At 66.0% G+C, this 14,462-nt stretch carries 12 protein-coding genes; 11 read left to right on the forward strand and 1 reads right to left on the reverse strand.

The window, feature by feature from the left end; genetic code table 11:
- The first annotated feature begins 127 nt into the window (after nucleotides 1-127).
- From ACKLLE_RS11570 to ACKLLE_RS11615, 10 genes are all read left to right on the forward strand, one after another.
- Nucleotides 128-1,855, forward strand: coding sequence for a sensor histidine kinase (locus tag ACKLLE_RS11570; protein ID WP_420058015.1), 1,728 nt, complete (start codon nucleotides 128-130; stop codon nucleotides 1,853-1,855).
- A 7-nt stretch (nucleotides 1,856-1,862) separates the two neighbouring features.
- Complete coding sequence (locus ACKLLE_RS11575) at nucleotides 1,863-3,206, forward strand: sigma-54-dependent transcriptional regulator (RefSeq protein ID WP_420058016.1); 1,344 nt, start codon at nucleotides 1,863-1,865, stop codon at nucleotides 3,204-3,206.
- Between the two features lie 229 nt (nucleotides 3,207-3,435).
- Nucleotides 3,436-4,758, forward strand: coding sequence for an ABC transporter substrate-binding protein (locus ACKLLE_RS11580; RefSeq protein WP_420058017.1), 1,323 nt, complete (start codon nucleotides 3,436-3,438; stop codon nucleotides 4,756-4,758).
- A gap of 38 nt (nucleotides 4,759-4,796) precedes the next feature.
- The gene (locus ACKLLE_RS11585; protein ID WP_064304168.1) at nucleotides 4,797-6,119 is read left to right on the forward strand and encodes an ABC transporter substrate-binding protein; all 1,323 of its coding nucleotides are present in this window, start codon (nucleotides 4,797-4,799) and stop codon (nucleotides 6,117-6,119) included.
- Between the two features lie 71 nt (nucleotides 6,120-6,190).
- On the forward strand, nucleotides 6,191-7,087 hold the full coding sequence (locus ACKLLE_RS11590; RefSeq protein WP_009407043.1) for a branched-chain amino acid ABC transporter permease: 897 nt from the start codon (nucleotides 6,191-6,193) through the stop codon (nucleotides 7,085-7,087).
- Nucleotides 7,087-8,046: a branched-chain amino acid ABC transporter permease gene (locus ACKLLE_RS11595; RefSeq protein ID WP_420058020.1), complete on the forward strand. Its 960-nt coding sequence runs from the start codon at nucleotides 7,087-7,089 to the stop codon at nucleotides 8,044-8,046. The genes ACKLLE_RS11590 and ACKLLE_RS11595 overlap by 1 nt, the downstream gene beginning before the upstream one ends.
- A complete protein-coding gene (locus ACKLLE_RS11600; protein WP_420058022.1) occupies nucleotides 8,043-8,813 on the forward strand; it encodes an ABC transporter ATP-binding protein in 771 nt (256 codons plus the stop codon). The genes ACKLLE_RS11595 and ACKLLE_RS11600 overlap by 4 nt, the downstream gene beginning before the upstream one ends.
- A complete protein-coding gene (locus ACKLLE_RS11605) occupies nucleotides 8,810-9,457 on the forward strand; it encodes an ABC transporter ATP-binding protein (RefSeq protein WP_009407037.1) in 648 nt (215 codons plus the stop codon). The genes ACKLLE_RS11600 and ACKLLE_RS11605 overlap by 4 nt, the downstream gene beginning before the upstream one ends.
- Nucleotides 9,458-9,463: 6 nt before the next feature.
- The gene (locus tag ACKLLE_RS11610; protein ID WP_420058023.1) at nucleotides 9,464-10,618 is read left to right on the forward strand and encodes an iron-containing alcohol dehydrogenase; all 1,155 of its coding nucleotides are present in this window, start codon (nucleotides 9,464-9,466) and stop codon (nucleotides 10,616-10,618) included.
- 12 nt (nucleotides 10,619-10,630) lie between these two features.
- On the forward strand, nucleotides 10,631-11,785 hold the full coding sequence (locus ACKLLE_RS11615; RefSeq protein ID WP_420058024.1) for an iron-containing alcohol dehydrogenase: 1,155 nt from the start codon (nucleotides 10,631-10,633) through the stop codon (nucleotides 11,783-11,785).
- A 152-nt stretch (nucleotides 11,786-11,937) separates the two neighbouring features.
- Here ACKLLE_RS11615 and ACKLLE_RS11620 read toward each other — a convergent pair whose 3' ends face one another.
- Complete coding sequence (locus tag ACKLLE_RS11620) at nucleotides 11,938-14,049, reverse strand: TonB-dependent siderophore receptor (RefSeq protein ID WP_064304173.1); 2,112 nt, start codon at nucleotides 14,047-14,049, stop codon at nucleotides 11,938-11,940.
- Between ACKLLE_RS11620 and ACKLLE_RS11625 the strand changes: the two genes are divergently transcribed.
- Nucleotides 14,036-14,344 carry a hypothetical protein gene (locus ACKLLE_RS11625; protein ID WP_420058025.1) on the forward strand — a complete coding sequence of 103 codons (309 nt, stop codon included), beginning with the start codon at nucleotides 14,036-14,038 and terminating at the stop codon, nucleotides 14,342-14,344. The two genes, ACKLLE_RS11620 and ACKLLE_RS11625, sit on opposite strands and share 14 nt — an antisense overlap.
- Nucleotides 14,345-14,462 lie beyond the last annotated feature (118 nt).

A 14,462-nucleotide genomic window follows, 5' to 3' on the forward strand; every position in this document is an offset into this window, starting at 1 on the left:
GGGTTACCCCCGCGATGAGGCCCGAAAGAGCGACAACAATCCCCACCCCCGACATTGCGCCAATGGACAACCCCATCCCCGGCTCCTTATCCTCCCCGCCACTACATGAACAACAATTACAAAGCCCATGGATGTCGAATTTCCCGCTGCTGCGCTGTGGCGCCGGTTTGCCCGGCCGCGGCGCAGCCTGGTCGCACGCTATACCCTGTTGTCCACGCTGGTGATGAGCGTGGCGCTGATCGCCCTGGCCGTGCTCTATGAACAACTGGCCAAGGACCTGCTCAACCGCCTGACCGGTGAGCGCCTCGATGCCCAGGCGCTGTCCACGGCCAACCGCGTGTCGTCCTTCCTCGATGAGCGCTTCTATCAGCTCTCGGCCTTGTCCAATCACCCGAACATGCCCGATTTCATCGCCGACCAAAGCCATTCCGTCGGCGATATCGACGCGCTGCTGAAGCTGGAAAGCGAGCTGCCGTTTCTCTACGGCGTGCTGTTCTTCAGCGACGACGAACGCCTGCTCAAGGTTTTGCCCGGCCCGGCGGCCTCGGGGGCGCCGTACTGGAGCAACGAGGACTGGTCCCTGGCCGGATTGCCCAGGCAGAAGGTCGGCGATATCGAGGTGATCGGCCCGGCCTTGCCCCAGGCCGGGCGCTCCGGCTGGCTGCTGATCCGCAAGACCATCCGCAACGGCCGCACCGATCACCGGGTCAGCATCGGTCTGCACCTGCGTCTGGCCTCGTTGACCGAACTGCTCACCAGCGCCGGCCTGAGCGGGGTGGTGACGCCCTTGCTGCGCGTGCCCGGCGGCGCCTTTATCGATGCCACCGGGCGCCAGGTCGCAGCCCCCGACGACCTGCGCGAAGGCCCGCTGATCCTGCCCGGCTGGCAGGTGGTGTTCAGCGTGCAGCCCGAAGCCATCCTCAAGCCGCTGGACGATGCCCGCTGGTGGTTGTACCTGGCCGCCGTCGGTTTCATCGCGTTCATCCTGGTGGTGTTCTTCACCCTGTCACGGCAGTTGCGGGCACGGGTGGGCACGCTGGTCGAGGGTGCCCACCAGCTGTCCATGGGCGACCTCGGCTACCGCCTGCCGGAACAGTCGAGCAATGACGAGATCGGCCGGGTGACCCGCGCCTTCAACGTCATGGCCGGGCGCCTGGCGGACGTGATGGAGCAGACCGTGCGCTCGGAAAACCTCGCCGTGCTCGGTACCTTTGCCACTGGCGTGGCCCATGAAGTGCGCAACCCCCTGGCGACCATGAAGACCACCGTGCAGGCCCTGCTGCGCCGGGAGCCGGAAAGCGAGCGGCGCCTGCTGTTGAGCGACCTGGGCCAGGAAATCGACCGGCTCTCCCACGTTACCAGCGACCTGCTGGAGTACGGCCGGCCCCATCCGGCCAACCCGGAAGTCGTGGAACTGCACAGCCTGTTCGAACGGGTGAAGCGCCAGATCGCCCCGCAAGCCGAGGCCCGCGCCATCCACTTCGAAGCCGGTTGCGCCGGCGGTATCCGCCTGTTCGTCGACCCGGACCAGGCCCGGCAGATCCTCCTGAACCTGTGCCTGAACGCACTGGAGGCCTGTGCTGCCGGCAAGCGCGTCAGCCTTGCCGGCTACCGCCACGGCGAGCGTGTACTGGTCAGCGTCAGCGACGATGGCTGTGGCATCCCCCTCGATGCGCTGAACCGCGTACGCCAGCCGTTCTTTACCCTCAAGCCCCGGGGCACCGGCCTTGGGCTGAGCATCTGCCAGCAACTGCTGCAAGCCAATGCATCGCGAATGGAGATCGCGAGTACCGCCGGCAAGGGCACCGTGGTGACCCTGGACTTTCCCGCGCCTTGCCCGACCGATTTGAAGTGAGCCTGTGATGTCCGACTTCCATGTACTGATCATCGACGACGAAGAAGCGCTGGTGCGCTCCCTCAGCTACGCCCTGCGCGCCGAGGGTTTCAACGTCGGCGCAGCCGGCAGCGGCGAGGAGGGGCTGGCGCTGCTGGCCGACAGCGCCAGGCGCTGCGATATCGTCCTGCTCGATCTGGGCCTGCCGGGCCTGGACGGCATTGCCACCCTCGATGGCCTGCGCAAGCTGCGCCCGACCCTGCCGGTGATCATGATCTCCGCCCATGGCGACACCCGCGCCGCCGTGCAGGCAGTGAAGGGCGGGGCCACGGACTATCTGACCAAACCCTTCGAACTGGACGACCTGCTGGCCACTATCCAGGCCACCCTGGCCGTGCCGGCGCCGAGCGACGCCGATGCGGCCCCGGGCAATCTGCTCGGCCAGAGCCCGGCCATGCGCGCCTTGCACGGGGCGGTGCAGCGGGTGGCACGCAGTTCGGCGACGCGGATCCTCCTGCTTGGCGAATCCGGCACCGGCAAGACCCTGGTCGCCCAGGCCCTGCACGACGCCAGCAACCGCGCCGGCCAGCCGTTTATCGAGGTCAACTGCGCGGCGCTGCCGGAGCAGTTGATCGAGGCCGAGCTGTTCGGTTCCGAGAAGGGCTCCTATACCGGCGCTCACCAGAAGCGTGTCGGCCTGGTGGCCCAGGCGAGCAACGGCACGCTGTTCCTCGACGAGATCGGCGAGCTGCCGCTGGCGTTGCAGGCCAAGCTTTTGCACTTCCTGGAGAACGGCAGCTACCGTGCGGTCGGCGCCAGCCAGGCCAGCAGCGCCGATGTGCGGGTGGTGGCGGCGACCAACCGCGACCTCGCCGATGACGTAAGCCAGGGGCGTTTCCGCGAAGACCTGTTCTACCGCCTGAACGTGATCACCATCGATATTCCGGCCCTGCGCCAGCGTGGCGACGACATCCTTCTGCTGGCCCGGCACTTCGCCGAGCGCCAGGCGCGGGAAGAGCAGGGCGCGGCCATCGCCTTCCAGGCCGACGCCGAGGCGGCGCTGCTGCGGCATCGCTGGCCGGGCAATGTCCGTGAATTGAAGAACCTGATCGAGCGCCTGACCATCCTGATGCCCGGCCAGGCCATCGCCGCAGCGCAATTGCCGGAGCTGATGCAGGCCGCCGGGCCCGTGGACGCCAGCCGCTTGCCGATCGAGGATCAATTGCAGCGCGCCGAGCGCGAACTGGTGTTCGATGCCCTCAGCCGCAGCGCCGGGCACAAGGGCATGGCTGCCGAGATCCTCGGTATCTCCCGCCACGCCCTCAAGCGTCGCCTGCAACGCCTGGGCATCGAGCGCTTCGATGAGCGGTAACCGCTCAAGCGCTCGCCCGCGCTGAGCGGTTACCGCTCAACGTCTCCCGCCCAACACCGTGCCTTACCGCGCCACGGTGTTCCGAACTCGCCGTGAATCGCCGTGCAAAGCCTTGTTCCAGAGCGCTTGCACGGTTTCTTATGGTGCATCGCACAGAGGCTGGCACAGCCTTTGCGATAACCCTTTCGCTAACCACAAGAGGCGTCCACGAACGCCCCAAGGTACTGACATGCAATCGTCGTTTTCCCGACTGCCATCCGTTATCGCCCTGAGCAGCCTGCTGCTGGGCTTCGCCTGCACCGCCGACGCCGGTCGGGTCGAGCTGGGCGCGGCCGCCACCCAGGCGGACCTGACCCTTGGCTGCCTGTACCCGATGACCGAGCGCGCGGCGATCTATGGCCAGGACAGCATTGCCGGCATCCAGGTCGCCCTGAGCGAGTTGCAAGGCCTGCGCGAAGCCGGCGAGCAGGTGCCGCGGATGCGCGTGATCATCGACGACGACCAGTCCAAGGCCTCCTACGGCACCGGCCTGGCCCGCGCCTTCATTCGCAAGGACGGCGTGCAGGTGCTGTGCGGCATGGTCTCCTCGGGGGTAGCGATCGCCGTGAGCCAGTTGGCCCGGGAACAGAAGGTGCTGATGATCGGCACCGATCACGCCTCGTCGCGCATGAGCCTGGAAAACGGCCACCGCTATTACTTCCGGGTGACCAACGACACCTGGACCTCCATGGCCGCCGGCGCCCGCTACCTGAAGGACCTGCAGGCCAGGACCGGCTGGACACGCCTGGCCTTCATCGGCCCCGACTACGAATACGGCCACGTCTCGCGCGACGACCTGCATGAAGCGCTGCGCCAGCAGGGGGTGAAGTTCGACGACGTCACCGAGCTGTGGCCGCGCCTCTACGAGCCGGACTATTCCGCCTATATCGCCGCGCTGGAGCAGGCCAAGCCCGACATCATCGTCTCGGCCCTGTGGGGCGGCGATTTCCATGCCTTCGTCAAGCAGGCGGCCGGCACACGCCTGTTCGAGACCTCGCGCCTGGCCAACTTCGATACCGGTGGCAACTACGACTTCCTTGTCTCCCTTGGCGACAAGGCACCACCGGGCCTGATCCTGTCCGCCCGGCACCACAACAATTTCCCCGACACAGCGCGCAACCGTGCCTTCGTCGAGCGCTTCCACACCCTGACCGGACGCTTCCCGACCTACGCCGCGCAAGGCGCCTACACCGGGGTCATGGTCCTGGCCAGGGCCAGCCAGAAGGCCGCTGGTGCCACCGATACCGAATCCTTGATCCGCGCCCTCGAAGGGCTGGAAATCGCCTTGCCGGAAGATCCGCCCGGCTTTGCCTCGCGCATCGACCCGCTGACCCACCAGATCCAGCAGACCCAGGCGGTCGGTACGCCGGTGCCCAACCACGACTACCCGCCGGCCCGGCTGATGCTTGGCAATTGGCAGCTGTATTCCGCCGAGGAACTGCAACCCGATCCGGCCACGCGTGCCCGGCGTTTGGCCCAACAGATCCGTAACCCCGAGGGGCACGCCCCTTAGCCCGTTCCTTAACCCGTAAAGCCCGCAATGGAAACGCCATGAATAACTACAAGAAACGCCTCCAGCAACACTGCAAGACCCTGCCACTGGCCCTGGCCATCGCTGCCGCCGGCTTCAACGGCGCAGCCGTTGCCGCCGAGAACGGCAAGTTCCGCATCGGCGTGGTGACCTTCCTCTCCGGCCCGGCGGCCGGTCCGTTCGGCGAACCGTCGGCCAACGCTGCCAAGGTGCTGGTGGAGGGCCTGAACCAGGGCAAGCTGCCCGCGCCCTACGACAAGCTCGGCATCAACGGCGCCGAAATCGAGATGGTGATCATCGACGAGGCCGGTGGTGCGGCCAAGCAGGTCGAGGAATTCCGCAACCTCGTACAGCGCCAGAAGGTCGATGCCGTGGTCGGCTACATCTCGTCCGGCGACTGCCTGGCGATCGCGCCAGTGGCCGAGGAGCTGGGCGCCATGACCGTGTTCTACGACTGCGGCACCTCCCAGCTGTTCACCGAGGACAAGACCCCGCAATACGTATTCCGCACCAGCCTCGACGCTGCCGTGGACAACATCGGTGCCGCCCGCTACCTGGCCAAGACCCGTCCGGATGCCGTGCGTATCGGCGGCATCCAGCAGAACTACGCCTGGGGCCAGGACAGCTGGAACGACTTCACCCTGTCCATGGCCCAGGTCATGCCCAAGAGCCAGGTGGTCGAGTCGCAGATGCCCAAGGTCTTCCAGGGCCAGTACGGCGCGGAAATCTCGGCGCTGTCGGTGAAGCGCCCGGACATCATCCACTCCAGCTTCTGGGGCGGCGACATGGAGGCCCTGGTGCTTCAGGCCAACTCCCGCGGCCTGCTGGAAGATGCCACCGCCGTGCTGACCTGCGGCGAGTCGGCCCTGGAGCGCTACAAGGATCAGGCCCCCAACGGCATGATCATCGGCGGCCGCGGCCCGTTCGGAGCCTTCGCGCCGGATAACGCCCTGAACAACTGGTTCACCCGCCAGTACCAGGCTGCCTACAAATCCTCGCCGACCTACCCGGCAAGCAAGATGGCCCAGGCCATCCTCGGCCTGAAGTTCGCCGCCGAGAACGCCGGTGCCCAAGCCGGCACGGTGCCGGCCCCGCTGGAAATGGCCAAGGCCATGAAGGGCGCCACCTTCGAATCGGTCTCGGGCACCGTGCAGATGGCCCGTGCCGGCGGCCACCAGGCCATGCAAGGCATCGCCTACGGCGAGTACCACTACGACGCCGCCAGCAAGAAGGGCAGCGTGCAGAACGTCATCGCCTTCTCTGGCGAATGCGTGACCCCGCCGGACGGCACCACCGCCCACGACTGGATCAAGGCCGGTTTCCCGGGCGCCCAGTGCAATTGATCGGCACCTCTTGACCTACCCGTGGCGGCCACTTCCCGGCCGCCACGCTTGCCAAAGGCAGGATCGAAATGATGAGTCTTTATGCGGTGCTGATCGACGGCGCCATCTATGCCTCGTGGCTGTTTCTGGTCGCGGCGGGGCTCACCGTCATCTACGGTGTCATGCGCATTCTCAACATGGCCCATGGCAGCTTCTACGCCATCGGTGCCTATGCCGCCGCCTCGCTGGTGGGCTGGTATTTCAACAACGGGATCGGCCCGGTCTGGGTCGGCTACCTGATGATGCTCGGTTGTGCGCTTGCCGCAGGCCTGGTCGTCGGCCTGCTGATCGAGCGCGGGCTGCTGCGCTTCATGTATGGCCGCGACGAAGTGCTGATGGTGATCATCACCTACGCACTGCTGCTGATCCTCGAAGACGCCATGAAGATGATCTGGGGCGTCAATCCGTACTTCGCCTACCAGCCCTACGCGGAAATGGGCCGCAGCGTGCTGGCCGGGCTCAAGGTGTCCAACTATGACCTGATGCTGGTCGGCGTTTCCCTGGTGCTGGGCCTGTCGCTATGGCTGTGGCTGGAGCGCACTCACCAGGGCAAGGTCCTGCGCGCGGTGATCCATGACCGCGAAGTGGCCCAGGCCATGGGCGTCAACGTGCGCCGGGTATTCACCCTGGTGTTCATCCTCGGCACCGTGCTCGGCACCCTGGCTGGCGCTCTGACCGCTCCGGCGATCTCGGTGGCACCGGGCATCGGCGTGGAGATCATCGTGCTGGCCTTCGCCGTGGTGGTGATCGGCGGCATGGGCAGCATCGAGGGCGCCGCCCTGGGCGCCTTGCTGGTGGGCCTGAGCCGTGCGGCGGCGGTGCATTACGCGCCGCAATTCGAACTGTTCGTTATCTACGGCGTGATGGCGCTGGTCCTGGCGGTGCGTCCGCAGGGCCTGTTCGGCCGCGTGCTGGCGAGGAAAATCTGATGCGTCTCGATCGAACCGAAACGATTCTGCTGGGCGTGGCCGTACTGCTCGCCCTCGGCGGCCTGATCGCCCCGCAGTGGCTGGTGTTCCTGCTGACCATGGCCCTGGCCAAGTCCATGGTGGTGCAGGGCGTGGTGATGCAGATGCGCGCAGGCCTGGTGACCTTCGGCCAGGGCCTGTACTTCTGCATGGGCGGCTATGCCGTGGGTATGAGCGGGCATTTCCTGGCGCTCAGCGACCTGCCGACCCTGCTGCTGATCGGCGTGGCCGCAGCGGTGGCGCTGGCGATGCTGCTGGGCCTGTTGATGACCCGCTACCGCGAGATCTTCTTCGCCATGCTGTCGCTGGCGTTTTCCATGATCCTCTACGGCATGCTGGTGAAAAGCCCGGCCCTGGGCAGCACCGACGGCTTCAACGTCAAGGCCTGGACCCTGTTCGGCTGGAGCCCGGCCGCGGGGCAGGCGCCCCTGGCGCTGTTCGTCATCATCGTCGCGGCCAGCGCCGTGCTCGCTGTACTTCTGCACCGCTACGGGCGCAGCAGCGCCGGGGCGATGTGCGAGGCGATTCGCGAGAACGAAGTGCGGGTCGAATACCTCGGCCAGTCACCGCGCTGGGTGCTGTACATGAACTACGTCGCCGCTGCCGGGGTATCGGCGCTGGGCGGTGGTTTCATGGCCCTGGCCGCCGGGCACATCGACCCGGAAATGGCCTACTGGATCACTTCCGGCGAGTTCGTCTTCATCGCCTTGCTCGGCGGCACGGCCCATGTGGCGGCGCCGATCATCGCCGCGATCCTGTTCGCCGTGGTGCGTACCTATGCCATCGAGCTGGTGCCCCATAGCTGGCAGATGATCCTCGGCATCACCCTGCTGGCAATCATCGTGTTCCTGCCCAAGGGGCTGTGGAGCCTGTTCAGTGGCCAGGCCCGCCGGGCCAAAGCCGTGGAGGCCAAGGCATGAGCTGCATTCTGGAAACCCGTGGTCTGTACAAGGAATTCGGCGCGGTCACCGCGGCGAAGGACGTCAACGTGCGCATCGCCAAGGGCGAGGTGGTGGGGGTGATCGGCTCCAACGGTGCCGGCAAGACCACCTTCATCAACATGGTCACCGGCTACCTCAAGCCGAGCCGTGGCGAAATCCTCTTCAACCAGCAATCGATCATCGGCCGCACGCCGCGGGCGATCACCCGCGCCGGCATGGCCCGTTCGTTCCAGGTGGCCCAGCTGTTCCCGGAACTGACGGTGCTGGACAACCTGCTGATCGCCCTGGCGGCTGCCGAATCGCCGTTCCCGTCGCTGTTGCGGCCGCTGCGCAGCGCCGCGCGGATTGCCCGCGCCGAGGCGATCCTTGGCGAGTTCAGCATCCTCGACTGGCGCGACAGCAAGGTCACCGCCGTGCCCCAGGGCGTGCGCAAGCTGATCGACATCGCCATGGCCCTGATCGGCGATCCGCAGATGCTCCTGCTGGACGAACCCACCAGCGGCGTCAGCGCCGAGGAGAAGACCCAACTGATGGACACGGTGATGCAGGTGGTGTCGCGCCACCAGGTCACGGTGCTGTTCGTCGAACACGATATGGACGTGGTGCGCCGCTACGTGTCGCGCATCCTCGCCTTCTACAGCGGTGAGGTACTGGCCGACGGCCCGCCCGAGGAGGTCCTGGCCAATGCCCGGGTCCAGGAACTGGTCACCGGTGGCCACAAGGCGCACAAGGGAGCACACGCATGAGCCTGGAAATCCGCAACCTCAATGTCTCCATCGAGTCGGTGCCGATCCTGCACAACGTCTCGCTTAACGTCGGCGCCGGGCAGATGGTCGGCCTGATCGGCCATAACGGCGCCGGCAAGACCACCTTGATCCGCACCCTGATGGGCCTGCTCGAGGCCGATTCCGGCTCGATCCGCTTCAACGACAGCGACCTGCGCGCCCAGCCCGGCCACCAGCGCGCGGCGGCGGGGATTAGCTACCTGCCGGAAGACCGCCGGCTGATCCCGGCGCTGACCGTGGAGGAGAACATCCTCCTGCCGGTCTGGGCCAACAAGCTGCCCGGCAGTGCCGAGCGCCTGGAGTGGGTCTACAGCCTGATTCCGGAAATTGCCCAGTTCCGCGAGCGTCGCGCCATGCAACTGTCCGGCGGACAGCAGAAGCTGGTGGCCCTGGCCCGGGCGTTGATGCCCGGCCAGCGCCTGCTGATCCTCGATGAACCCTTCGAAGGCGTGGCCCCGGTGCTGTCCCGGCGCCTGAGCGAAGTGATCGCCAGGCTCGGCGACGAAGGCCTGTGCGTGCTGATCTCCGAATCCGATGACACCCATTCCGCTGACCTGGTCGATGCCGTCTACCGCATCGAGCGCGGCAGCGTACAAGCAGGATAAGAAGCCATGTCGAACTTTACCTTTGAAACCACGCCACGGGTGATCTGCGAAGTGGATGGCGCCTTGCGCCTGGGTACGCTGTGCCGCGAACTGGGGGCCCGGCGGGTGCTGCTGGTCAGCGATCCCGGGCTGCACAAAGCCGGCCTGCTGGACGCGCCGATGCAAGCGCTGCGCGAAGCGGGTGTTGACGTGACGCTGTACAGCGACGTACAGGCCGATCCGCCAGAGGCCTCGGTACTTGATGCCGTGGCAGCCGGGCGCGACTGTGGCGCCCAGGCGGTGATCGGCCTGGGTGGCGGCAGCTCGCTGGACACCGCCAAGCTGGTGGCGCTGCTCTGTGGTCGCGAGCAGAAGCTGGAGGACATCTACGGCATCAACCTGGCCCAGGGGCCGCGCGTGCCGCTGATCCAGGTGCCGACCACGGCCGGGACCGGTTCGGAAGTCACCGCAGTGGCCATCGTCACCACCCCGAGCCACGAGAAAAAAGGTGTGGTCAGCCCGCTGCTGTACCCGGACATTGCCCTGCTCGATGCGCGCCTGACCGTCGGCCTGCCGGCGGCGGTCAGTGCCATGACCGGCGTGGATGCCATGGTCCATGCCATCGAGGCCTATACCAGCCTGCACAAGAAGAACGTGCTTTCCGATGGCCTGGCCGTGCAGGCACTGCGCCTGCTGGCCGGCAACCTGGACCGTGTGCTCGCCGAGCCGGGCGACCTCAAGGCCCGCTCCGACATGCTGCTGGGCTCGATGCTGGCCGGCATGGCCTTCGCCAACGCCCCGGTGGCGGCAGTGCATGCGCTGGCCTACCCGCTGGGCGGGCATTTCCATGTGCCCCATGGCCTGAGCAATGCGCTGGTACTGGTGCCGGTGCTGAACTTCAATCGCAGCGCCGCGCAGGACCTGTATGCCGAGCTGGCGCCAAGCGTGTTGCCGGGGCAGCGTTTCGACAGCCCGGCGGCGGCCTGCGATGCCTTTATCGGCTTCATCACGGCGCTGGTCGAGCGGATGCCGTTTGCCCAGCGCCTGGCCGAAGTCGGGGTCACCGAGGAGGACCTCGACCGCCTCAGCGACGACGCGATGAAGGTCCAGCGCCTGCTGGTCAACAATCCGCGTCCGGTCACCCGTGACGATGCGCGGGCCATCTATGCCTCGGTGTTGTGAGGGCCGCTCGCGATGAACCATGAATTCAGAAGCGTGCCGCGCATCGTCTGCGCGGCGGGGAGTCTGGGCGGCATCGGCGAGGTGTTCGCCGGGCTGGGGGCGGGGCGGGTGCTGCTGGTCTGTGATCCGGGCATCGTCAAGCTGGGCTTTGCCGCCACGGCCGTAGCGGCGCTGGAAGCGGCAGGTTGCCAGGTGGCGGTGTTCGACCAGGTAGTGGCGGATCCGCCGGTTGCCGTTGTCAGGCAGGCGGTCGAACGGGGACGGGCATTCGCTGCCGATGGCGTGCTGGGCCTGGGCGGCGGCAGCTCGCTGGATGCCGCCAAGCTGGTGGCCTTGCTGGTCAACAGCGATCAGCCTCTGGAGGACCTGTACGGCACCGACAAGGCCCAAGGCCGGCGCGTACCGCTGGTGCTGGTGCCGACCACGGCGGGCACCGGCTCGGAAGTGACCTGGGTCTCGGTGATTACCGACGAGCAGCAGCGCAAGCAGGCGGTGTACTCGGCGCAACTGATGCCGGACGTGGCACTGCTCGACCCCGAACTGACCCTCGGCCTGCCGGCGCAGGTTACGGCCGCCACTGGGCTGGACGCCATGGTGCATGCCATCGAGGCGTACACCAGCCGCACGCGCAAGAACCCCATCTCCGATGGCCTGGCGACCACGGCGCTAAGGCTGCTCGGCGGCAACCTGCGCAAGGTGCTGGCGGACGGTCGCGACGTGGCGGCGCGGGAAGCGATGCTGCAAGGCTCGCTGATGGCCGGGATGGCCTTCGTCAATGCCTCGGTGGCCGCCATCCACGGGTTGGCCTATCCGTTGGGGGCGCGCTTCCACATTCCCCATGGACATGCCAATGCGCTGGTCATGGCGCCGATGATCCGCTTCAACCTGGAAGCGGCGCGGGGGTTGTATGCGGAACTGGCGGGGCATCTGTTGCCGGGAGCGGTGTTTGCTGACGAGGGGGCCGCGGCCGAAGCCTTTGTCCAGGCTATTGAAGGGCTGGTGCGCGACAGCGGCCTGGAACTGCGCTTGTCGAAGCTTGGCGTGGATGAAGCGGCGATCCCGGGCATGGCCGGGGATGTGGTCGGCGGGTTGCAGCGGCTGATCGACAGCAATCCGCGGGATATGGATGTGGGGGAGGTTGAGGCGATCTATCGCGTTATCTACTGATATCTGTGTTACCTGACCTGACGCTATCGCGGGTGAACCCGCTCCCACACTCAGCTGCGGCAAGCCTCGATATTGAGGGCCTGCCGAGAACCCTGTGGGAGCGGGTTCACCCGCGATTTCGGTCCCACAGGATTTGCTGTCAGCCTTGGAATCTAGAAGGTGTACGCCACCCCGGCCTGCACCGTGCGCGGTGCTCCCGGATAGGCATAGGTATTGAACGCACCTTCGTCATAGCCCTTGTTGAACAGGTTCTTCACGTCCAGGTTCAGGCGCACATGCTCGTTGACCTTGTAGAAGCTCAACAGGTCGACAACGCTATAGCGCTCCATGGTGTAGGTCACCGCTTCGGTCTGGCCGTTGCGATCATCGACGTATTTCACCCCGACACCCAGGCCCAGGCCCTTGGCCAGGCCGTCCTGGAATTCATAGGTGTTGAGCAGGCTGAAGCTGTTGCGCGGGATGTTCGCCAGGCGCGTGCCGGTGGGCAGGCGGTTGTCCTTGGTCACTTCGGCATCGACATAGGCGTAGCCACCGATCACCCGCCATTCGGGGGTGATGTTGCCGGCGACGTTGATGTCCAGGCCACGGCTGCGAACCTCGCCGGCAGCGATGCTGTAGGTCGGGTCGATCGGGTCGCGGGTCAGCACGTTTTCCTTGACGATGTGGTAGATCGCCGCGTCCACCGCGAGCTGGCGTTCCAGGGCTTCCCATTTCACCCCCAGCTCCCACGACCGGCCTTTTTCCGGATCGAAACCACCGCCTTCACGGGCCGCGCCGCTGTTGGGCTTGAACGAGCGTGCGGTGTTGGCGTAGACCGCGACAGTGTCGGTCAGGTCGTAGAGCAGGCCCAGGCGCGGGGTCACGCCGTTCTCGGCCTTGGTGAAGTCGCCGGTGCTGTTGAGCCGGTTGTCGTAGTCGTGCTCGAAACGTTCGAAGCGGGCGCCGGCCAGGGCCTTGAGGCGCTCGGTCAGGGCCACCTGGTCCTGGATGAAGAACGCCCAGGTCTTGAGGTTTTCCTTGTCGTGGGTGGTGGTGCGGGTCAGGGCCGGGCGCGGCTGGCCGAGCACCGGATGGTAGATATCGATCGGGTAGGCGCTGGCGCCGGCTGCCGAACGCAGGATGATCGACTGGTAGTCGTAGTCCTCGTATTCGATGCCGGTGAGCAGGGTGTGGCTGAACGCCCCGGTGTCGAAGTGACCGGTCAGGTTCAACTGGTAATCGCGGTCGGACCATTCCAGCTTGCGCCAGTTGAAGTTGCGCCCAAGGGTGCGGCCATCGGCCTGGAGTGCGTTGGCTTCCACGGCGTTGCCTTGCAGCGACCCGTCCAGCCATTGCACGCCACCGGCCAGGGTCCAGTCGTCGTTGAGCAGATGCTCGAAGCGTACCTGGGCCATGTCGTTATCGTTATGCAGCAGGTTGTCGCTGCCTTTCTCCCACAGATAGGTGTCCCGCGAGGCGCTGCCCTGTTGCGTGGCATAGCGGGTCAGGCCGCGGTCCAGCGGATGGTTATTGCGCATGAAGTCGCCTTCGAAAACGATCTTCGTGGCGTCGTTGACCTGCCAGCTGAGCACCGGCGCCACTTCGTAGCGCTCGCTTTCCACGTCATCGCGGAAGCTCTCGCCACCTTCGCCGAGCACGTTGAGGCGATAGGCCAGGCTGCCGTCCTGGTTGAGCGGGCCAGTGGCATCGAGGGTGGCGCGGTGCATGCCCTGGTCATCGAGCTGGCTGCCGACGGTGACCTTCGATTCGGGCAATGGCTGCTTGGTGACCACGTTGAAGGTGCCGCCGGGGTCGCCACGTCCATACAGGCTGGTGGCCGGGCCGCGGATCACCTCCAGGCGCTCGACGATGGCCGAGTCCGGCGCGCCAGGATAGCCGCGGTTCATCGGGAAGCCATTGCGGTAGTACTCACCGGTGGTGAAGCCGCGCACGGTGACGGTGGTCAGGCCCTGGGCTCCGAAATTGTTGGCCCGGCCGACGCCTCCGGCGTAGTCGAGGGCGTCCTGCAGGCGGGTTGCGCCGGTGTCTTCCAGCACTGCGCGAGGCACCACGCTAACCGACTGCGGCGTTTCGTGCAGGGCGGTGTCGGTGCGTGTCGCACTGGCCGAGCGGGTGGCCTTGTAGCCCTGCACCGGCCCATCGGCGCGCTCGTAGTCGGCGCTGTCGTTGATGTTCACGGCTTCGAGCTGGAGGCTGGGTTCGGCGGCGAGGGCCAGGGCAGGGACGGCGTGGAGCAGGCAGAGCGAGACGATGGTACGGCGCATCGGGGTGGGAATCCTGACGAAATTTGTAGGACAAGAAGAAAATGCGCGCGGATATTATCTGCGAGTGTTTCTTGTTTGCAATCACTTTATTGGTGGACGGTATGCCGTAAATCCTGATGATACGGACAGGAAAAGCCCCGCGGCAGAGGGCTTGCAGCCGGAGCACCAAACTGGTGAAGCCTCAGCGTTGATTGCACTAAAAGAAACTAAATTTCCTATGGGGAATCGTTTCATGCCCGCATGCCATGCCGCGTCCGCTCCGACAAACACCTTTGTTTTCAAGCGATTGCCATGAATTCGTGGCGTTTTGCCCAACTTGGCAAGGCGCTTGCGTTGTCCCCCTGGCTATCAAACAGTTGCGGTGCGCCGCAGCGATAACGAATGCCGGCCCGTTTGACGCTGCGGTCACCGGC

The sequence above is a fragment of the Pseudomonas bharatica genome (assembly GCF_048586865.1).
In the GTDB taxonomy this organism is placed as follows: Bacteria; Pseudomonadota; Gammaproteobacteria; order Pseudomonadales; family Pseudomonadaceae; genus Aquipseudomonas; species Aquipseudomonas bharatica.